Origin of the sequence: Vibrio sp. B172a (genome assembly GCF_030248355.1) — a bacterium.
Lineage (GTDB): Bacteria > Pseudomonadota > Gammaproteobacteria > Enterobacterales > Vibrionaceae > Vibrio > Vibrio owensii.
Genome location: NZ_JAHGAC010000006.1, coordinates 78,505 through 98,313, shown reverse-complemented (window position 1 = coordinate 98,313; position 19,809 = coordinate 78,505). Strand labels below are relative to the sequence as shown.

At 46.3% G+C, this 19,809-nt stretch carries 16 protein-coding genes; 8 read left to right on the top strand and 8 right to left on the bottom strand.

Annotated elements, in window-relative coordinates; genetic code table 11:
* Nucleotides 1–11: 11 nt before the first annotated feature.
* Nucleotides 12–2,294: a lipopolysaccharide assembly protein LapB gene (locus KIT90_RS07825; protein WP_285376102.1), complete on the bottom strand. Its 2,283-nt coding sequence runs from the start codon at nt 2,292–2,294 to the stop codon at nt 12–14.
* A gap of 160 nt (nt 2,295–2,454) precedes the next feature.
* The gene (queF, locus tag KIT90_RS07820) at nt 2,455–3,300 is read right to left on the bottom strand and encodes an NADPH-dependent 7-cyano-7-deazaguanine reductase QueF (protein ID WP_285376101.1); all 846 of its coding nucleotides are present in this window, start codon (nt 3,298–3,300) and stop codon (nt 2,455–2,457) included.
* Between the two features lie 107 nt (nt 3,301–3,407).
* On the opposite strand from queF, the gene syd reads away from it, so the two are divergent.
* From syd to KIT90_RS07800, 4 genes are all read left to right on the top strand, one after another.
* Nucleotides 3,408–3,953: a SecY-interacting protein gene (gene syd / locus KIT90_RS07815; protein WP_132697816.1), complete on the top strand. Its 546-nt coding sequence runs from the start codon at nt 3,408–3,410 to the stop codon at nt 3,951–3,953.
* A gap of 2 nt (nt 3,954–3,955) precedes the next feature.
* Complete coding sequence (locus KIT90_RS07810; protein WP_005440128.1) at nt 3,956–4,732, top strand: Zn-ribbon-containing protein; 777 nt, start codon at nt 3,956–3,958, stop codon at nt 4,730–4,732.
* Nucleotides 4,733–5,049: 317 nt separating this feature from the next.
* Entirely contained in the window at nt 5,050–7,245 is a 2,196-nt protein-coding gene (locus KIT90_RS07805) for a bifunctional UDP-sugar hydrolase/5'-nucleotidase (RefSeq protein WP_285376098.1), read from the top strand.
* A 91-nt stretch (nt 7,246–7,336) separates the two neighbouring features.
* Nucleotides 7,337–8,527, top strand: coding sequence for a YibE/F family protein (locus tag KIT90_RS07800; protein ID WP_285376097.1), 1,191 nt, complete (start codon nt 7,337–7,339; stop codon nt 8,525–8,527).
* Nucleotides 8,528–8,614: 87 nt separating this feature from the next.
* On the opposite strand, the gene KIT90_RS07795 is transcribed toward KIT90_RS07800, so the two are convergent.
* Genes KIT90_RS07795 through metN form a run of 3 tightly spaced genes read right to left on the bottom strand, consistent with a single transcriptional unit; the run spans nt 8,615 to nt 11,158 of the window.
* Nucleotides 8,615–9,424: a MetQ/NlpA family lipoprotein gene (locus KIT90_RS07795; RefSeq protein WP_285376096.1), complete on the bottom strand. Its 810-nt coding sequence runs from the start codon at nt 9,422–9,424 to the stop codon at nt 8,615–8,617.
* A 32-nt stretch (nt 9,425–9,456) separates the two neighbouring features.
* On the bottom strand, nt 9,457–10,134 hold the full coding sequence (locus KIT90_RS07790) for a methionine ABC transporter permease (protein ID WP_009705638.1): 678 nt from the start codon (nt 10,132–10,134) through the stop codon (nt 9,457–9,459).
* Nucleotides 10,124–11,158: a methionine ABC transporter ATP-binding protein MetN gene (gene metN, locus KIT90_RS07785; RefSeq protein ID WP_005440122.1), complete on the bottom strand. Its 1,035-nt coding sequence runs from the start codon at nt 11,156–11,158 to the stop codon at nt 10,124–10,126. The genes KIT90_RS07790 and metN overlap by 11 nt, the downstream gene beginning before the upstream one ends.
* Nucleotides 11,159–11,501: 343 nt before the next feature.
* On the opposite strand from metN, the gene gmhB reads away from it, so the two are divergent.
* From gmhB to treC, 4 genes are all read left to right on the top strand, one after another.
* The gene (gene gmhB, locus KIT90_RS07780) at nt 11,502–12,053 is read left to right on the top strand and encodes a D-glycero-beta-D-manno-heptose 1,7-bisphosphate 7-phosphatase (protein WP_005381961.1); all 552 of its coding nucleotides are present in this window, start codon (nt 11,502–11,504) and stop codon (nt 12,051–12,053) included.
* Between the two features lie 74 nt (nt 12,054–12,127).
* Nucleotides 12,128–13,075: a trehalose operon repressor TreR gene (treR, locus tag KIT90_RS07775; RefSeq protein WP_285376093.1), complete on the top strand. Its 948-nt coding sequence runs from the start codon at nt 12,128–12,130 to the stop codon at nt 13,073–13,075.
* Nucleotides 13,076–13,250: 175 nt separating this feature from the next.
* Nucleotides 13,251–14,675 (top strand): PTS trehalose transporter subunit IIBC, encoded by a 1,425-nt coding sequence (gene treB, locus KIT90_RS07770; protein ID WP_005440120.1) that lies wholly within the window; start codon nt 13,251–13,253, stop codon nt 14,673–14,675.
* 92 nt (nt 14,676–14,767) lie between these two features.
* Nucleotides 14,768–16,453: an alpha,alpha-phosphotrehalase gene (gene treC, locus KIT90_RS07765; RefSeq protein ID WP_285376090.1), complete on the top strand. Its 1,686-nt coding sequence runs from the start codon at nt 14,768–14,770 to the stop codon at nt 16,451–16,453.
* Nucleotides 16,454–16,547: 94 nt separating this feature from the next.
* On the opposite strand, the gene KIT90_RS07760 is transcribed toward treC, so the two are convergent.
* The 3 genes from KIT90_RS07760 to KIT90_RS07750 form a co-directional block, all read right to left on the bottom strand.
* Nucleotides 16,548–17,447 (bottom strand): hypothetical protein, encoded by a 900-nt coding sequence (locus tag KIT90_RS07760; protein ID WP_285376089.1) that lies wholly within the window; start codon nt 17,445–17,447, stop codon nt 16,548–16,550.
* Nucleotides 17,448–17,578: 131 nt separating this feature from the next.
* Complete coding sequence (locus tag KIT90_RS07755; RefSeq protein ID WP_285376088.1) at nt 17,579–19,105, bottom strand: winged helix-turn-helix domain-containing protein; 1,527 nt, start codon at nt 19,103–19,105, stop codon at nt 17,579–17,581.
* A 90-nt stretch (nt 19,106–19,195) separates the two neighbouring features.
* Complete coding sequence (locus KIT90_RS07750; RefSeq protein WP_009705643.1) at nt 19,196–19,798, bottom strand: YitT family protein; 603 nt, start codon at nt 19,796–19,798, stop codon at nt 19,196–19,198.
* Between the last annotated feature and the right edge of the window lie 11 nt (nt 19,799–19,809).

The window sequence follows — 19,809 nt, the reverse complement described above, 5'->3', positions numbered from 1 at the left end:
CCGTTGGTTAATTATCCGTTTTTTAATATTTTTTTGATGTCGTCCTCATTCTTGTACGAAGAATGAATTTTAATTAGCCCTTGGTTGATGGCGTGTTGGCATGCAGTCCTTATGTCACCGGTTGCAAAGCTCGCTGCCGGAGCATTATCAATGGCCTTCAAGAACACCCAATGACTGTGTTTATCTTTTAAGCTGACTTCACGCGCAATGTGTGTGGCGAGCAGCAATAGATCGAGTAATTCTTCATCGTTAATTGCCGTGTATGCACGTGGTAAGAATGGGTAGTCACTGATGCCCATTCGGATGATGCGGTTGACGTTGTGCTTGGCCGCGAACTCATCCACCCAGCTTTGGAATTTTTCGAACGTTGCTTCTGCTGATGCGTCACGATCGGCATTTGGTTCGATGTACAACAAGTTTGCATCGGAGAAATGGTACAAACGTGTCGGCTTCTGAATACGTTCTGCTAGGAACTCACCAAAAGCACGTTCTAACTCTAAGCCGGCTTTGTAACCATGCTGAACGTACATACTGCGCAGGAATGGCAGATCGATCATCACGAAGCGCAAACGGTCGTTCAAAGGCTCGTGAATCAATTCACCCATTTGCCATTGTTCGAATGTGTCGCTCGATTTCTTCAATGAGCGGGACAATTTCACATTCAGCATGCGTAGGTTACGCAGACGAGAACGAGAGTGGGTGAACAGGTCATTACGCAGTTTTTCAATCTCAGCGGTTTGGCGTTGATTGATGACACCACGGCGCATGATGAACAGGAACATGACCAAGACAGTAATGAACAACGCAAACGAGATTTTTTGGAATTTGCGATGCTCCATTTCGACTTGTGCCAATTTCTCAGCTTGGCCTACGTGATGAATACTTTGCTCTGCAAATTCTTTTTGTTGGCGGAACGCATCTTCACTGATTTGGTTGAGCTGCTTTTGTTCTAGGCGTACTAGGCTGGCGTATTTCTTATACGCTTGTAATGACAGTTGGTACTCGCCAGCTTGTTCATAGCCCAGACCCAATAAACGATAAGATTGTTGTTTGATAAAGCCGGTATCATCTGGGGCTTTTTCAATTAAATCGAGCGCTCGTTTAGCGTTTTCAATGACGTCTTTACTGTCGTTTTGGTGGTACGCCAAGCCAGACTGCAACAAGGCTGCTTTGGCTTCCAGTTGAGGCAGGTCTGCGTACTCCAACAGATCGGTTGAGCGGTCTAGGTATTGTTCCGCTAATGCATAGTTGTAGAGCTGTAAGTAAGTGGCCGCTAAGCTCAGACGAATCTTAATGATGCGGTTGATGTTTTTACTGGTGCTGTCATGGTCCAGTACGTTGAAGTAGTGCACCAAAGCCAGATTAAACTTGCCTTGGTAGAAATAGATGTCGCCCATTTGCTCTAGCACGTCGGCCAAAATCGGTGAACTTGGGTAGCTATCGTAATAATCAGCCGCCTGAGAGAGGTATTCTATTGCTTTGTCATAGACTCGGCGCTCTTGGAACAGGCGAGCCAGTAAGCGATTTACTTTCGCAAGGCGCGCGCCGCTATCGCTTTCAATGGATTGCCAGTAACCATAGAGCAGCTCTGAAAGGGCAAGGTTGTATTTCTTGTCGTTCAGATAAAACTCGCCAACAGCGGTGTGGTAATCAATCAGAGTCAGATCAGAACGGTTGTCTTCCAGCATGGTTTTCGCTTTTGTGTATAAGCGATCGGCATTAACGCTATCACCACTGTTGGCTGCTAATAGTGCTCGTTGCATGACCAAGCGATAACGAACACTGTCGGTTCGTTGTAATACTGGATTGGCTTCTTCAATCTGCTTTTCGATTTGGTCGAGCTTTTCTTCTGCGGCTACATAGTTTTTGTCGTACATCCAAATCATTTGGTTGCGCATCAGTTGCACATCAAGATTCATGTACGGCAATTGATATTCGTTGGCGAGGCGTTCTGCTTCATCAAGGTTATTGATGGCAGAGCGAATGTTGCCCATTGTGTAGTCGGCTTGCGCGATGATTTTGTGTGCTTCAATCGTGCTGCTTGGCGTGCGGATGCTACGGTCGGTCTCTTCACGAGACATTGAAGAAGGGCTGCCGTTGTCTTGGCGCTCTGTCAGTTCGCGTTGCAAAAGGTAGTTTTTGGCCGCTTGTTTTGCCTGTACAGGGTCGATCTCAGCCAGTTGCTGAGCTTCATTAAGCAAAGCGGAAGATAAAATGGTCGCGTGAAGTGGCTGTGCTAACAATAAGCAAAGAAAGCCAATCAGCCTAAATAGACGCGAACTGTCCCAAAACATCCTTTTCGTTCCCTCGAACTGTGTCGTAATTTACGTGTTTTTGAATAAACAATAGTAGAGAAAAACGCCCAGCAATCCAACAGATAGCTGAGCGTTTTTGAGTATTTAAGCAATTAGTTTTTGAGTGTGGAACTCAAGCACTTTTGATTCTCAACTCAGATTACTGACGCGCCATGCGGTTATTGTGCGCGGGCTTGTCTTGTTGCGTTGAGCGGTAAGGGTTGATATCCAAACCACCACGACGTGTGTAACGTGCAAATACCGTCAGTTTCGTTGGCTGGCAGTACTTCATCAGGTCAGTGAAAATACGCTCCACACATTGCTCGTGGAACTCGTTGTGCTCACGGAATGAAACGAGGTAACGAAGCAACTTCTCGCGATCAAGCTTAGCGCCTTGGTAGTGAATCTCTACGCTGCCCCAGTCTGGCTGGTTGGTGATCAGACAGTTAGATTTCAGTAGATGGCTGTGAAGAATTTCTTCTACTTGCTCATCACCAGCCGCACCTTCAAGCAGTGCAGCATCAAAATCGTAGCTGGTGATTTCGATGTCTTGGTCGTCAATACACTCACCTTCCATCGTCACGATAGGTTGGTTGGTGTAATGCGTTACTGGGTTTACTTCCACAAGTACTTGCTCACCTGCGCATGTCGATAGGTCTTGCGTCAAACGCTCAGTCACTTCTTCCCAAGTAGCGAAACGCGTTTGGTTGTAGCTGTTTAAGTACAGTTTGAACGACTTTGACTCAATCAAGTTTGCGCTGGTCGCTGGGATGTACACTTCGCCAACCGCAACTTGAGGCAAGCCTTTGCTGTTTAGCCAAGATAGCTCGTACAGCGTCCAAATGTCGTGGCCCATAAACGGCAAGCTGTCGCCAAGTTCAAGGTCATCACGGTTTAGGCTGCGAGGTACAGGTTGCAGCAAGCTTGCGTCGTATTGGTTTGCGTACTCGGTCTTTTTACCCAGAGTCAGGCCAGCAAGCTCTTTAGCGTCAGAATATTTGCTCATACTTTGTGGTCATTTTCGATTAGAATGGCGAGAATTTTACTGAATCCGCTGATTAATTGCCATCCGGCAGATACCGCAACCTGATAAAAACAAACCAGGAGACCTTCATGACCCAAACCGTTCCTCAGGCTCTACAGGACTTTAGCCTGCGCTACCAACAAGCTTGGCAAGACAAACACAACGAACTGCCACGCAGTGAAGAGCTTGCTGATCTTGTTTCTCCGTGTGTAGAAGAGAAACGTGATGAGGTCGTTTTGTGGAAATCGGTTCCACGTGAAGAGATGGCAGATTTCACCAACGTTGAGAACGCTATTGAATTGACGTTGCATGAAGACATCAAGCTTTTCTATGGTTCGCAATACAGCGCGGATATGGAAGCGACTTGGCAAGGCAATGAACTGACACTGCTGCAAGTATGGAGTGATGATGACTTTACTCGTCTGCAAGAGAACATTCTTGGTCACCTTGTGACTCAGCGTCGTCTAAAACTAAAACCGACGGTATTTATTGCAGCGACCGATGCCGAGCTGGATGTGATTTCAATCTGTAACTTAACTGGCAATGTCATTCTTGAGCGCTTGGGTTCTGATAAACGTGACGTATTGGCTGAAACACTGACCGAGTTTCTAAGCAAACTTGAGGCAGCGGTGTAAGCATGTACGTTGTTGAGTTGCAGTTTGAGTGTTTTGATAACACCACCGTAAGCGCGGTTGATAAAGCGATTAATGGTCTGATGGACGCATTGCGCTACAACGGTCAGGTGCTTGGTCGTGAGTTTCCTATCGTGATGGGTGATGGCGAGTTTTATGTTCGCGTCGTTTGCCCAGAGCAAGACAGTTTGCATCCTCGCTACCATTCTGACTTCGTCAAAGTGTGCATGAATCGTTTGTCGGAAGCGTCGCTGCTTGCGCCGAAAATGCGTATGTTGGGTCGTGATTTGAACTCAGAAGAAGCGGCGGAAGAAGAAACACCAAGCTGGCAAGTGCTCTACACCACGTACGTTCATACTTGTTCTCCACTGCGCAGCGGCGAGACACTGTTGCCAATTCCACTGTACCGCAATGGGGCAACACTGAATGGTGACCACAAAGCAGTGGTGAAATGGCAAACCGAATGGCAAGCGTGTGATGAAATCCAAATGGCTGGCGGGTGTCGTGCAGAACATGCGGCATTGCACGAAATTTGCGATGCTGACAGTGTGCTGTTCCGCCGAGGTTGGGATTTGCGAGGTCGTATTGAATACCTCACTAAGATTCCGACGTATTACTACCAATACCGAGTTGGCGGTGAGTCACTTGAAGCTGAAAAAGCGCGCAAGTGTCCAAAGTGTGGTGGTGAGTGGTTACTCGATGAACCGCTGCACGACATCTTCTACTTTAAGTGCGACGATTGCCGAATCGTTTCCAACATCTCTTGGGACCACATCAAGTAGTCTATTTTCTAAAGCTGGCGTCTATGCCAGCTTTTTTCTATCGCGATAAATGGATCGAAGCCGCGTAGTCAAATTATCTATTATTGATTTTGTCAATATATTGATTCAAAAAGCATTTTCACTGACCATTCCTCTCATCCCCTTGATTGTGATCTTTGTTCACATTTAAAGAAAAATGTAACTCAGTTGCATGCTTTATAAGCATTGAAACGTTTGCTTCTCAAAAATTTCAAATAATATCCATATCCTTTTTGAGGTTTTGGGAAGAGGGCCCCTTCCGAAAATATATATAAAAAAATAATCTGGAAGGAATTGAGATGACTTTATTTAAACGAAGCCTAGTCTGCATTGTTGTTGTCGGCTTAATGGCTGGTTGTAACGATGATGACACCAAGTACGTAGAAGTACCGTCGGATTACAGCCCTGTAGTCGCAGAAGGTAAAACACTAACCAACACGCCAGATGTGGTTGTGAAAGGTGAAGCAACACAAGCGGATGAAGTAACCATTGCTATCGCAGCAACATCGGATCTACACGGTCGCTTGTTTGGTTTTGACTACGCGCTGAACGCAGAAGACGATGACGCGGGTATTACTCGTGTGGCCACTTTGCTTGCTGATCAAAAAGCGGCACATCCAAACATGATCCTGATTGATATCGGTGATACGGTTCAGGGCAACTCCGCGCAACTATTCAACGATGATCCAACTCACCCAGTGGTCGAGAGCATGAACTCTCTTGGCTTTGACGTTTGGGTACCAGGTAACCATGAATTCAACTTTGAGCGTTCGTTTGTCGATCGCAACCTCGATCATTTTAATGGTGCGGTACTGTCTTCAAACATCAAATGGGAAAGCAACGATGTGAACTACATTCGCGCGTTCCAAATGTTTGAAGTGGAAGGTGTGAAAGTGGCGATCGTTGGTCTAACGCCATCGAACGTGCCGAACTGGGAAGCGTCTGCACCGGATCACTTCAAAGGCTTGAAGTTTGAGAACGAATTGGATGCAACCAAAGAAGCGGTTGATCAACTGGTGTCTAAGTACAATCCAGATGTGATTGTGGGTGCGCTTCACCTTGGCCGCCAAGAAGACGGTGGTGTGGGTGTTTACGAAATCGCGTCTGCAATGGCGGATAAATTCGACGTCATCTTAGCGGGTCACGAACACGCAAACTACATCGAGCAAGTGAATGCTGACGGCACTGTTACACCAATCAGCAAATCCACATCAGAAATTGGCGGTGAAAATACGCTGATTGAAGATAAAGCGAAGTCTGGCGAATACAACCAAGATAATCGCGCGCAAAGCGTGAAAATCATTGAACCAGGCAAGTGGGGGGCTTACCTAGCGAAAGCTGAAATTCAATTGAAGAAAGTCGATGGTAAGTGGACGATGGAAGACACCACATTGACCAATATTGGCACGAAGAAAGTGGAAGAAGATCAAGCGCTGCAAGCGAAATTCCAATACGTGGACGATATCTCGATTGAAGACGCAACTCGCGAACTTGGCCGCGTAACGGGTAACTTCACACCAAGCACAACAGGTTATCCTGATGAAGCGACTGCGACGGATTACAACTACACGGCAGAGCGTTTGTACTCGACGATTCACCTTGCGAAAGTGGTGGATACGCCATTAATGGACGTGATTAACCAAATCCAAATGCAGAAAATCGAAGATGCTGTCGGTAAAGGTAATGGTGCGGTTGTGTCTGCTGCGTCGCTTTTCTCTGATCAATCTAACCTGATCGATGGTGAAGTGTACACCAAAGGTAAATCGACCAACTTGTACAAGTACGATAACACCTTGCTTGGCGTTGAGATGACAGGTGCGAACCTAAAACGCTTCATTGAGTGGTCATACTCTTACTTCAACCAGTATCAACCGGGTGACATTACGGTGTCGTTTAAGAAAGGCGCGCCAGCTTACCTGTACGATCAATTCGATGGTGACATCGAGTTCACTGTGGATCTGAGTAAACCGTCTCTAGAGTTGGATGAAAACAACACGGTGACGAATGAAGGTAGCCGCGTAAACATCACCAGCATTGGTGGCGAGCAGTTCGATCCAAACGCAACTTACAAAGTGGCGATGAACAGCTACCGCTTTGGTTCGCAAATCCAGAAGTTTGGTTGGGCGAGCAAAGACGACGTGTTCTATGACTCAGTGAACGAACAAGTGTACGCAATTCGCGACATGCTGACGGCTTATGTTGAAGAGAACAAAGGTATCAACGTGGCAGATTTCAGTGGCAGCGTTGGTAACTGGTCATTCACTCAATACCTACCAAGCGGTGATATCACGACACTGCGTGAGGGCGAAGGCAAAGCGCTTTGGGATCAATTGAAGAACATGGAAATCTGTGTCTCGATTGACTTGGAAAACCCGAAATACCCAGCGATTGTTAAGTCTGTGAACATCAATGATTCGTCTAGCTACTTTGTTAACCCTAACAAAGACGCGGCGACCCTTGATGAGAAAGTCGCAGGTTGTAACCCAACTCATTAATCCTGCATGTGGGCGCGGTAATCTTTACCGCGCCTAATTTTACTCACCAGAGGCAAAGCCTGTTTGAGTGAGTGATGTAGAAGAGTGCTTCATGATCAAAAGAATCTATAACCGATGGGGTTTCACCCTACTGATTACCCTTATCTCCACGCTTATCTTTCAGTTTTCTTCTTCGTGGAGTGAAGATTTCCGTCCTAAATCTCGTCAGCAACAAGAGTTTGTTGAAGCGACCGTCACACGTTCGATTTCCAACCATGTTGCGCCAGACCCGCTCGTGCCAGATGTGATGACAGGCAAACAAGTTTTCATGGCAAAAATCCTTGAGGGAGAGAGCGAAGGCTTAGAGGTGGAAGTCACCAATCCTCTTAGTCGCCAGCACAATGTGTATGTCAGTGAAGGCGATAGTTTCATTATGATGATCCGCGAAACCACCAATGGTACGGTTTATTGGGCGTATAACCACAAACGATCAGACGCGATTTACCTGATGCTTGCGCTGTTTTGTGCGTTGCTGCTGAGCTTTGGTAAGAAAGAGGGCATCAACTCAATGGTCGCGCTCTATTTTACAGCGGCCTTGATCGTTGGCGTGTTGGTGCCGAGTATTTTTGCGGGTTGGAATCCGATGTTGGTCAGCATCTTATTGATGGTGGTGATCATCGTGGTCAGCTTTATTCTCGTCTCTGGCTATAACCGGAAGAGTTTATGCGCCATGGGCGGCACGTTATTGGGCGTAATCGCTGCGGGTGTAATGGCGCAGTGGTTTGGTGAAATGGCACACTTGTCAGGCATTTACCTCGACAAAGGCGAAGACGTGATTTACCTAACGTCGGTGAAGATGGGCATCCGTTGGTTGATGTTCGTGACGATTGTCGTTGCGGCACTTGGCGCTGTTATGGACGTTGCGATTTCGATTGCATCTGCGTACGCGGAGCTGCAACAAACCGACCCGAAACTCAAACCAAAGCAGTTGGTTAGAGCGTCGATGAACATTGGTCGAGACATCATGGGCACCATGACTAACACCTTGATTTTGGCGTTTGCTGGTGGCTCATTAACGACCATCATGATGGTGTGGGGACTTAACATGCCAGCAAGCCAGTTTATGAACATGCCGCTGGTAGGACTCGCAGTGGTGAATGCGTTAGCGGGCAGTGTAGGCATTGTGCTTACTATCCCTTTTACTGCGTTTTTAGCGCCTTATGTGTTTAAACATCCGCAAGTGGATACGCAGCCAGAACAGGAGCAAAAGAAGGTTGAGCAAGACGAAGTTCAGCTGTTCTAGCGATATAAAACCGCAACGAAAGCAAATGCAAAAAGGGCGCTCCGATGAGCGCCCTTTTTAAGTTTCAAGTCTTGTAGAAAGAGGGGATTACCAACCTTTCACTACGCCACCTTTGAAGATGTCTTTCGCTGCTTCGTAAACTTCATCAGTTTGGTATGCTTTGACGAAGTTTTGTACGTTAGCTGCTTGAACGTTGTCTTCACGAGCAACGATAAGGTTTACGTATGGAGACTCTTTGTCTTCTACGAAGATACCGTCACGCTCAGGTGTTAGGTCGATTGAGCTTGCGTAAGTCGTGTTGATGATAGAAACCGCTACGTCATCAAGAGAACGTGGAAGTTGTGCTGCATCTAGCTCTACGATAGTGATGTTTTTCGGGTTACCAACGATGTCACGTACTGTTGCTTGTAGACCAACGCCATCACGCAGTTCGATCAGACCTTGTTGCTCAAGAAGTAGAAGTGAACGACCAAGGTTGGTTGGATCGTTTGGTACCGCGATACGAGCGCCATCTTCGATCTCATCCACTGATTTTACTTGCTTAGAGTAACCAGCAATTGGGTATACGAAAGAGTTACCAGCCGTTACTAGTTTGTAGCCACGGTCAGCAACTTGCTGGTCTAGGTATGGCTTGTGTTGGAACGCGTTTGCGTCGATTGAGCCATCATCTAGCGCTGCGTTTGGTGTTACGTAATCAGTAAAGGTAACAAGCTCAACATCCAGATTGTATTTCTCTTTAGCAACTTTTGCTGCAACTTCAGCAACTTGTGCTTCCGCACCTGCCATAACGCCAACTTTTACTTTGTTCACGTCAACTTCTTTTTCGCCACAACCAGCAAGAACCAGTGCAGAAGCGGCAGTTGCAATAGTCAAAAGACTCTTAAGGCTAAATTTCATCTTTATCTCCTTATAATTGGTATTTTCAATTCTTATCTGTGGTCTACGCGGCGTACGATTGCATCACCGATAGACTGAATAATTTGTACTAGCACAATCAGCATCACGACAGTCACGGCCATGATGACTACATCATAACGGTGGAAGCCATAACGGATGGCTACGTCACCAAGACCGCCGCCGCCTACTGTCCCCGCCATTGCTGAATAGCTTACTAGTGTTACTAGGGTAATCGTCACTGAGTTAACAATAGTCGGCATTGCTTCAGGAAGCAGAACTTTTGTGATGATTTGTGTTGGTGTCGCACCCATAGACTGCGCGGCTTCAACCAAACCTGATGGAACTTCCAGTAGTGCGCCTTCAATTAGACGCGCCACAAATGGGATAGCACCTATGGTCAAAGGTACGATTGCTGCTGTTGTACCGATAAAGGTACCAACCAACAGTTTGGTTACTGGGATAATCGCAACCATCAATACTAGGAAAGGAACCGAGCGGCCCACGTTGACGATCGCGCCAAGAATGCCGTTGAGTTTGGTGTTTTCCAGCAGGCCACCTTTCTTAGTGGTATGCAGAATCACGCCAAGAGGAATACCAACCGCGAAACCAACGATGCCTGCAACCGCCACCATGTAAAAGGTTTCCCACGTTGCGCCCAAAAGTAGGTTGCTGTTTAAGCTCAGCCATTCAGAAATCGTATTAAAGGACATAGCCAAGTACCTCTACTTTCACGTTGTGCTCACGCAGGAATTCAATTGCTGCGTTATCGTCTTCTTCACTACCAAACAGTTCTGCGACCATCATGCCGAACTTCACGCCGCCAGCGTAATCGAGATCAGAACTTAGGATGCTCACGTCGATGTTGTACTTACGAGCGATTTGCGTCATCAGAGGAGCATCCACGGTTGCGCCAGTAAACTCTAGGCGAACCAATGGGTAGCTGTTTTCTACGCGCGTGGTTTGTAAGCGTGCTTGGTAATCTTCTGGGATAGAAAGATCCAAAGTAGAGCGAATGAACTCGTGTGCCAGCGCAGTCTTCGGATGCGCGAAGATTTCACCAACGGTGCCTTTTTCCACTAGTTCACCATCACCGATGATCGCCACTTCGTGACAGATGCTCTTAACCACTTCCATCTCGTGAGTGATCAGAAGAATGGTGATTTCTAGCTTGCGGTTGATTTCTTTTAGTAGTTCTAAGATGGACTGAGTCGTTGCTGGATCCAGCGCACTGGTTGCTTCGTCACACAGCAGAACGCTAGGGTCTGATGCCAGTGCACGTGCAATTGCCACACGTTGCTTTTGACCACCACTTAGGTTTGCTGGGTAGCTTTCATGCTTGTCTGAAAGACCAACAAGCTTAAGTAGCTCAGTCACTTTTGTTGTGATTTGCGATTTGTCTTTGCCTGCTAGCTCAAGAGGGAGTGCGACATTGTCGAAAACGGTGCGAGACGACAACAGGTTAAAGTGTTGGAAGATCATCCCGATATTACGGCGAGTTTCTCCCAATTGCTTTTTGCTTAATTTGGTTAGATCAACGCCATCTACGATGATGGAACCCGATGTTGGGGCTTCCAGCATGTTCACACAACGGATCAGGGTACTTTTACCCGCGCCCGATGAGCCGATAACACCAAAGATGGTGCCCTTCGCGATATCTAGATTAATGTCCTTAAGGGCAAGAATTTCCTTACTGCCTTGGTAGAACACTTTATTGACGTTTTTTATTTCTATCATGTTTCAACCTGCACAGAGATACTGGGAACTTCGCTGTTAAAAACGGCTTTTAACAGGAGTAAATTTTGAACTCTATCTCAATTCTCAGTTGATGCTATGGGTTAAGCAGTAGTAAGTCAATAGATATTTTTACGTCTAGACGTCTAAATGTATGGATGTTCTGTTGGGAAAATAAAACAGAGGATGTTTGGCGGAAAGGAATATAAAAGAGGGATATTCAAGATTTACCGATTCTCGGGCGACAAATCAACTGTTTTGTCGCTCACTCACGCCAATTAGATAGTGTGAGTGCTTATAAGGTATGTAATAATCTGATGAAACCGAGTAAATAGAGAAATACGTTTTGGCAAAACCTGCTGTTTTTATCGATCGTGACGGCGTGATCAACGTTGACCACGGCTACGTTCATGACGAACATGATTTTGAGTACATTGACGGTGTCTTTGAAGCGACAAAAGCGCTGAAAGATAAAGGCTACCTGTTGGTGCTTGTGACCAATCAATCTGGCATTGCACGTGGTAAATTCAGCGAAGACCGTTTCTTATCTCTGACTCAGTGGATGGACTGGAACTTCGCTGATAATGGCGTGGAGTTTGACGGCATCTACTACTGCCCACACCATCCAGAGCATGGTATTGGTGAGTACAAGCAAGATTGTGAGTGCCGTAAGCCAAAACCGGGCATGTTCATTTCTGCACGTGACTTCTTGAAGATCGACATGGAGAAATCTGTGATGATCGGCGACAAAGCCGAAGATATGATGGCAGCAGAAGCAGCAGGCGTTGGCACTAAGATTTTGGTTCGCACTGGTAAGCCAGTAACAGAACAAGGCGAAGCGATTGCAACGGTAGTATTAGATAGCATTGCAGACGTGCCTGCGTACCTAAACAAGTAATCTTCATTACTGACTGAGATAAGGGAAGCCGCTGCTTCCCTTTTGTTTGATTCCTTCTTTTAGTCTGAACACTTATGAGCAAAAAACTCACCATTCTTGATATCGCGAAATTGGCTGGCGTGGGCAAATCGACGGTTAGTCGTGTACTTACCAATGATCCCAAGGTAAAACCGCAAACGCGTGAGAAGGTAGAGCAAATCATTCGTGAATCAGGCTACGTCCCATCAAAGTCTGCGCAGTCGATGCGTGGTGGCAGTCAAAAAGTGATCGGCGTGATCATCTCTCGTTTGGATTCACCATCAGAAAACCGCGCTGTTGGGACCATGCTCAACGCTTTGTACTCAGCAGGGTATGACGTGGTGATCATGGAGAGCCAATTCGACCGCGATAAAACCAATGAGCATTTGGATGTGCTTAAGCGTCGCAATGTCGATGGGGTGATTGTGTTTGGCTTTACTGGATGTGATGAGCAAGCTTTGGCGGAGTGGGGCAATCGCATAGTCGTGATCGCGATGGACACGAAAATGGTTTCCTCGATCAACTACGATAACCAAGGCGTTATCGATATGGCGCTCTCTCATCTCGAACAACAATCTATTTCTCGTATTGCCTACATTGGTGTTGATCCAGAAGACCGTACTACGGGTCTTGCTCGCCTTAATGCTTACCAATCTTGGTGTGAAAAAAAGCGCATCGAACCTTGCTTTCAAACTGGCAAGCTCAACCACGAAAGTGCTTATCAGCTAGTGGATCAAGTCCTTCAATCCGATACACAAGCCATTGCTTGTGCCAGTGACACTATCGCTCTCGGTGTAATTAAACGTCTGCAAGAAGTGGGACGTGAAGATGTGGTGGTTACCGGTGTCGGTGGTAACGAATTACTTTCATTCCTCTTCCCTAATGTTTTCAGTGTGGATCCAGGCTACTCTCACGCTGGTGAAAAGGCTGCTAACATGCTGATTAATCAATTAAATGGTGATGAGTCTGTGGTGCATTTTACCCAGCAGCCTATCCGTCATTAATCCACCTTTCGATGATCTGCTCTAAAATTATACTGTGATCATTCTCAATTAATGGGACTGTTCCCATTTTGTTTTTGAATGCGAAATGGCACTATTAAAATCATCAAATGGGAATGTTCCCATTATAAAAATAAAACGATGAATTGAATGTATCCAATACAGGGTGGACAAAGTTATGAGTAAGATTGCGCGTCAAGATGTACAGCGTCTTATTGAGCTGGTCGGGGGATCGGACAATATTGCCAGTGTAAGCCACTGCTTAACTCGCTTGCGTTTCGTGTTGAATGACACTGACAAAGCCGATACAAAACAGTTAGATGCACTGCCTATGGTGAAGGGCTGCTTTACCAACGCAGGTCAATTTCAGGTCGTCATCGGCACTGAAGTTGATGAAGTTTACAAAGTACTGATCGAGCTAAGCGGCAAAAGTGAATCGAGCAAAGATGAATCTAAGAACGCTGCTCGTCAAAACATGAACATCGTTGAGCGTGGTATTTCCCACCTTGCTGAAATCTTTGTACCACTGCTACCTGCGATCATCACCGGTGGTCTGATTCTTGGCTTCCGTAACGTGATTGGCGACATCAAGATGTTTGATGGTCAAACGCTAACGGAAATCAGCCAGTTTTGGGCTACGGTACACTCTTTCTTATGGCTGATTGGTGAGGCGATCTTCTTCTTCCTACCGGTTGGCGTGTGTTGGTCGACAGTGAAAAAACTCGGCGGTACTCCAATTCTGGGTATCACATTGGGTGTCACGCTGGTTTCGCCACAGTTAATGAACGCCTATCTAATTGGTAAGCAAGTGCCTGAAGTATGGGACTTTGGCCTATTCGCCATCGAGAAAGTGGGCTACCAAGCGCAAGTGATTCCGGCAATGCTCGCTGGTATGGCACTGGCGTTTATTGAAACCAACTTAAAACGCATCATTCCGTCTTATCTTTACCTAGTGGTCGTGCCGTTTGTTTCTATCATTGTGTCTGTGATTCTTGCGCACTCTATTATTGGCCCATTCGGTCGTATGTTGGGTGACGGCGTTGCTTTCGCAGCAAAAGCAGCCATGACAGGTGACTTCGCAATGATTGGTTCAACCATCTTCGGCTTCCTATACGCGCCATTGGTAATTACCGGTATTCACCACACCACCAACGCGGTTGACCTTCAACTGATGCAAGAGCTAGGTGGTACGCCAATTTGGCCTCTGATTGCACTTTCAAACATTGCTCAAGCGTCTGCAGTAGTTGGCATCATTATCATCAGTAAAAAACATGGCGAGCGTGATATCTCAGTACCTGCGGCTATCTCAGCTTACCTTGGTGTGACTGAGCCAGCGATGTACGGCATCAACTTGAAATACAAATTCCCAATGTTAAGCGCGATGATCGGTAGTGCGATTGCAGCTGCTATCTGTGGCAGCGCAGGTGTGATGGCGAACGGTATCGGTGTGGGCGGTTTGCCGGGCATCTTGTCTATCCAACCGCAGTTCTGGGGCGTATTTGCTCTGGCGATGTTGGTGGCGATTGTGGTTCCTGTAGCGCTGACGCTTGTGTTGTATAAGCGCGCACAGATGAAAGGCGAGTTAGAAACCGCTAACGCGTAATTCAAACCGAGGCGGCTATTTGGCTACCTCGTTTATCTCCTCTATTTTTTAAGATTTTTAAAGTTCCGTTTAATGGTAAGTGAGCGTTAGAAATGGCAATGACCAAGCATGATGAGAGCTGGTGGAAAACCGCAACCATCTACCAAATTTACCCAAAAAGCTTTTGTGACAGTGGAAGTAAAGGCACGGGCGATATTAAAGGGATCATTTCTAAACTGGATTATCTAAAACACCTTGGTGTGGATGCGATTTGGCTGACGCCGGTTTATCAATCGCCAATGATCGACAACGGTTATGACATTTCCGATTACTACGCGATCAACCCAGATTTCGGCACCATGCAAGATTTCGATACCCTGTTGGCTGAGGCTCACCAACTGGGTATTCGAATCATCATGGATATCGTGGTCAACCATACTTCGACAGAACACAAGTGGTTCCAATCAGCACTGGGTGATAAAAACAGCCCGTACCGTGATTACTACATCTGGAAAGATCCGGTAGATGGTGCAGAGCCAAACAACTGGCAATCTAAGTTTGGTGGCAACGCTTGGGCGCTGGATGAAAAAACGGGTCAGTACTATTTGCACCTTTTTGCTAAAGAGCAAGCGGACCTAAACTGGGAAAATCCGGTAGTGCGTGAAGAAGTGAAAGAAGTCATCAGCTTCTGGGCAGAGAAAGGTGTCGATGGTTTCCGTCTTGACGTGATCAACCTGATTTCCAAGCAGCAAGATTTCCCAAGTGACGATATTGGTGATGGTCGCCGTTTCTACACGGATGGTCCACGTGTGCACGAATACCTTCAAGAGATCAGTGAAGCCGTGTTCCAAAAATATGGCAGCGTGACGGTAGGTGAAATGTCTTCCACCACGCTAGAGCATTGCCAGCAGTATTCAGCGCAAGATGGCAAAGAGCTGTCGATGGTGTTCAATTTCCACCACCTGAAAGTCGATTACCCGAATGGTGATAAATGGACGAAAGCGCCGTTTGATTTCATCCAACTGAAACAGATCTTCAACCACTGGCAAACCGGCTTAAATGGCAAAGGGTGGGGTGCGCTGTTTTGGTGTAACCACGACCAACCACGCGTTGTGAGCCGATTAGGTAACGACGAACAATACCGTGTTGAATCTGCCAAAATGCTTGCGGCATCGGTACACATGATGCAAGGCACGCCTTATGTTTATCAAGGTGAAGAGATCGGCATGACCAACCCGGGTTACACCGAAATCAGCCAATATCGCGATGTTGAAAGCACGAACATGTACGACATTATGGTCAATCGCGATGGCGTATCTCACGATGACATGATGGCGATTTTGGCACAGAAGTCGCGTGATAACTCACGTACGCCAATGCAATGGAACAGCGCGAAACATGCGGGCTTTACTGAAGGTAAGCCGTGGCTAGAGGTGGCTCAGAACTATTCTGAGATCAACGCGGAAGCCGCGATTGCCGATTTGAACTCGGTGTTCTACTTCTACAAGCGCTTGATTGAACTGCGTAAACAGGTTCCGGTGATCACTGATGGTCGTTACGAGGACTTGCTGCCAGAGCACAAACGTATTTTTGCTTACGCTCGTCAGAACGACAAGCAAACGCTGTTGTGTATTAACAACTACTACGGCGAAGAAGTGGAGTGTGTGTTACCAGAGCGCTTTGATATGAGCAAAGCCAAGAATCTGCTTTCCAACTATCAGAATACTACCAGCGCGATTGCTTCCAATCACCAAGTTCTGCGTCCTTACGAAACACGCATCTTGCTGATTGAATCTTAAAGGCAAATAAAAAATACCCCTAAGGATCTCGATCCTAAACAAAAGGCTTTGGAGTGCTCCCCAAAGCCTTTTTTTTATGAGATGAGATTGTGGTTTATGCTTTCTCGATCTTGCTCAGAGTTGCTTTCTCTTCACTGATTTGAGTCTGTTCGGCTTTCAACAGTTCAACTTGCTCAATCAAGCCTAGTGCAGGGTTAAACCAACGCTCTGCTGATGTTTCAAATTCCATTGAATCCATACCATCACATCTTAGGTTGTAGGTGTTCTTCTCGGTTAGGTATGCCGCTTCAATCGATTGACCAGATACAGAGAAGGTTTTACGCGCACCTGTCTCAGTGATTTGTTGGCTCCACCAAGCTTTGCAATTTGCGTTATCCGGCAGCTGTTCTACCCATTCGTGATCCTCAAAATCATTCAGAAGGTTAGCCACTTGTTCACCATTCAGCGATAAATCAATAGAGATGGTGTTTACGCTAATATCAATGTTCGGATCTTTCTCCTTAACCGTCGAACCTTCCACGCGAAACACAGGGCTGCTATCCATAAGCATTGCGATAGAGATACGGTTAACAAGGTAAGCATCGGTAATTTCGTGTAGTGCGCCATCGGTGCCGGTAAAGTAGATCGACTTATCGTCTTCGCCATTCTCTTCAACTTGCTCAGACAGATAAAATTGAGTGATACCGTTGTTAACCAGATCGTGGATGATTTGAATCACAGGTGCCGATTGTGGAATGTTAGACAAAGCATCAATAAGCTCTTGACTGCTCATTGCCTCAAAGTCCATCGTCACTGTACCGATTTGCTGTTCATCAGAAGCAATGTCATAGCGCAATTTTGTAGTTGATACTGGTGCAAAAGATGAGTTTGAAATCGGGTAATCAAAGCTGTTTTGTGGACCTTTATTGCCGCTTGAAGAGCCAGAAGAAGAGCCGCCACCACAGCCGTAAAGTGCGATCGTAGCTGCTGCGATAAGCGTCATTTTTTTAAGCATGAGTTTACATTCCTAATTTTAGAAGGCTGATAAATCGAGCCGTTATTTGAATGTCGCCATGCTAAGTTTTGTGGCAGAAAAAGGGCAAAAAACAAAAGCTAACAGAGTTTAATGAAAGCTTAATTTTATATTTAGGTCTTTGTTTTATCTGGAGTAATTTCAGCGTCGATATTCGTGCAGTATTCTTCGATTAGCGCCTTCCAACGCATCACAATCTCTTTCTCTTTAATGCTGACACGCAGTTTCGTCCAAGGTTGTAAGCAGGTCTCTTTTGATTCTGGTTGTGACAAGCGACTGAATAATTCTTCAGAAGGCATGACGCGTAGCAGAGCCACCAAAGACTCCATGTAATTGAGACGGAATTGGTCGAGCTTATTCTGCTTGTAAGCGATATGAGAAACGAAGGTGTACACCAAGGCGTTTTGAATTCGTGAGTCGCCAGCTGGTGTCGTCAGTAACGTTTTGGCTTTATCGAGGTTACCTAACTTGTAGTGCAAGATACCAAGCCACAAACTCAGCTCGTCGGGGAGGACATCAAATTCCGATTGAGCCTGAGTGAGGTATTCCTCTAGCTTGGTTTTATCTTGTTCGTACAACGCAAGATGACGAGCGATGGTGATAGCAGTGAACTCGTCCATGTGCTCAATTGGTGCGTTGGAAAACTGCTCGTCGAGCAACATCTTTTCGTGTGTGTCAGTAAAGTGCCAAGTGCTTTTTGAAGGTTCTGGTAGATTGAAGTACTGAGCAATGTCGCTGTGTAAGCGGAATAAGTCTGATTGCAGGTGGTCGATACGTAGGACGTACTGATTTCGAAACGCTAATTTTCCTGTCGCTGGGTAAATCAGGTTCATCTGCGCTTTTATCATGCCCTCTGTCGGGCTGTCTTTGAGTTCGATATTGAGCTGATAATCACTGGTCTGCATGTTGCGGGCGCCGGGGAAATAAGGCGTCTCGTTGATTGGATCGAGAAAGTAGCTCGGAGCATCTTGGTTAGCAATATCAGTATAAGGGTATTCGACTTGCTGTTGGAGCAAAATGGCTTTCACCACGGTACGATACTCACGTGCCGCAGTGCCTATCGCATCGACACGATTTAGGAGAAGCTCGACTTTCGGGATCAGCAGTTGGTTACGCGTTTGCTGAGTGGAAATGCCTTGTTGTTGCCAGAGAGCCACACTCAGCCCAATACTGATCAGCGCGAATAAAGCACATAAGCCATAAACAACCCCAAGTTTACGTGAAGAGGGGGCTTCACCCTCATTGGCGAGTTTGGCTTTGCGCTTGCTCGACTTTGCTGGTGGCAGCAGTTGAACGTTCGCTGGATTGAGGAAGTAGCCTTTACGTGGGTAGGTCACCAATAGCTTAGCGGCATCATGCTCTGGCAAGTGCTCTTGTAGCAAGGCTCGAAGAGTACTGATTCGATTGGTAAGTACATTCTTTGAAATGAATTTACTTTGCCAAATGGTCTCTATGATGGTTTCTGCAGACAGCGGGTGGCCAACACTGGTGAGCAACAGCTCTAATAACTCGATGCTACGCGGCTCAAGATCGATAACGACCGCTTGCTTGTGAAGCGTTTGAGTCTCTGGGTTGTAGATCAGTTCGCCAATAACAATCTGACTGTTGGTTTGTTTGGCTTGTTGTAGGAAGTCGCGCATACCATCGTGAGTGATTAGGAAATGGCGAGATATTATATAGGCATTGGAGCGCAAAATCTTATAAATTGCGCTCCAATTATTATAGAAAGGTTATGAACCGTAGCTCACAGAATAGCGATGTGGTTTGTGGTTCATCGCAAGCACTAGGTTCAGTGCGAATGCACCAAGAATCGATAGGCCGATAACCCAAGGTGTGACGAAGAAGAAAGACGCAAATAGGATACAAGCATCAATCGCCATCTGAGATTTTCCGACTGAGATACCGAACTTATCTTGAATGAATAAGCACAATACGTTGAAGCCACCCAAACTTGAGCGATGACGAAATAGGATCAGCATACCCAAGCCCATAAGCAAGCCACCTGCCACGGCACAGTAAATCTCGTTAATCGACTCGAGTGAAATCAGTAAATACAGATTATCTGCAAAGATAGAAACCAAAGCGCCAGAAATTGCACTATTAATCGCAAAACGACGGCCAAAGCGTTTCCATGCGAGCAAGTAAAATGGACAGTTGGCTAAAAAGTAAAGCACACCAAACGTAAAAGGTGTAAATTGGCTAATAAGCAGAGCCAATCCTGTTGTGCCTCCAGTTAAGAGGTCTGCGGATTGGAGAAAGAAAACGCCTTGAGCTACCAAAAAGGTACCTGTAAGAATTGCCATCCAGTCTTCTTTTCTTGAGTGTTTTTCCATCTAATATGCAG

Bases quoted from the DNA above. Each gene is read 5' to 3' on its own strand.
- KIT90_RS07825 (WP_285376102.1), bottom strand. From the start codon at position 2,294: ATGTTTTGGGACAGTTCGCGTCTATTTAGGCTGATTGGCTTTCTTTGC.
- queF (WP_285376101.1), bottom strand. From the start codon at position 3,300: ATGAGCAAATATTCTGACGCTAAAGAGCTTGCTGGCCTGACTCTGGGT.
- syd (WP_132697816.1), top strand. From the start codon at position 3,408: ATGACCCAAACCGTTCCTCAGGCTCTACAGGACTTTAGCCTGCGCTAC.
- KIT90_RS07810 (WP_005440128.1), top strand. From the start codon at position 3,956: ATGTACGTTGTTGAGTTGCAGTTTGAGTGTTTTGATAACACCACCGTA.
- KIT90_RS07805 (WP_285376098.1), top strand. From the start codon at position 5,050: ATGACTTTATTTAAACGAAGCCTAGTCTGCATTGTTGTTGTCGGCTTA.
- KIT90_RS07800 (WP_285376097.1), top strand. From the start codon at position 7,337: ATGATCAAAAGAATCTATAACCGATGGGGTTTCACCCTACTGATTACC.
- KIT90_RS07795 (WP_285376096.1), bottom strand. From the start codon at position 9,424: ATGAAATTTAGCCTTAAGAGTCTTTTGACTATTGCAACTGCCGCTTCT.
- KIT90_RS07790 (WP_009705638.1), bottom strand. From the start codon at position 10,134: ATGTCCTTTAATACGATTTCTGAATGGCTGAGCTTAAACAGCAACCTA.
- metN (WP_005440122.1), bottom strand. From the start codon at position 11,158: ATGATAGAAATAAAAAACGTCAATAAAGTGTTCTACCAAGGCAGTAAG.
- treR (WP_285376093.1), top strand. From the start codon at position 12,128: ATGAGCAAAAAACTCACCATTCTTGATATCGCGAAATTGGCTGGCGTG.
- treB (WP_005440120.1), top strand. From the start codon at position 13,251: ATGAGTAAGATTGCGCGTCAAGATGTACAGCGTCTTATTGAGCTGGTC.
- treC (WP_285376090.1), top strand. From the start codon at position 14,768: ATGGCAATGACCAAGCATGATGAGAGCTGGTGGAAAACCGCAACCATC.
- KIT90_RS07760 (WP_285376089.1), bottom strand. From the start codon at position 17,447: ATGCTTAAAAAAATGACGCTTATCGCAGCAGCTACGATCGCACTTTAC.
- KIT90_RS07755 (WP_285376088.1), bottom strand. From the start codon at position 19,105: ATGCGCGACTTCCTACAACAAGCCAAACAAACCAACAGTCAGATTGTT.
- KIT90_RS07750 (WP_009705643.1), bottom strand. From the start codon at position 19,798: ATGGAAAAACACTCAAGAAAAGAAGACTGGATGGCAATTCTTACAGGT.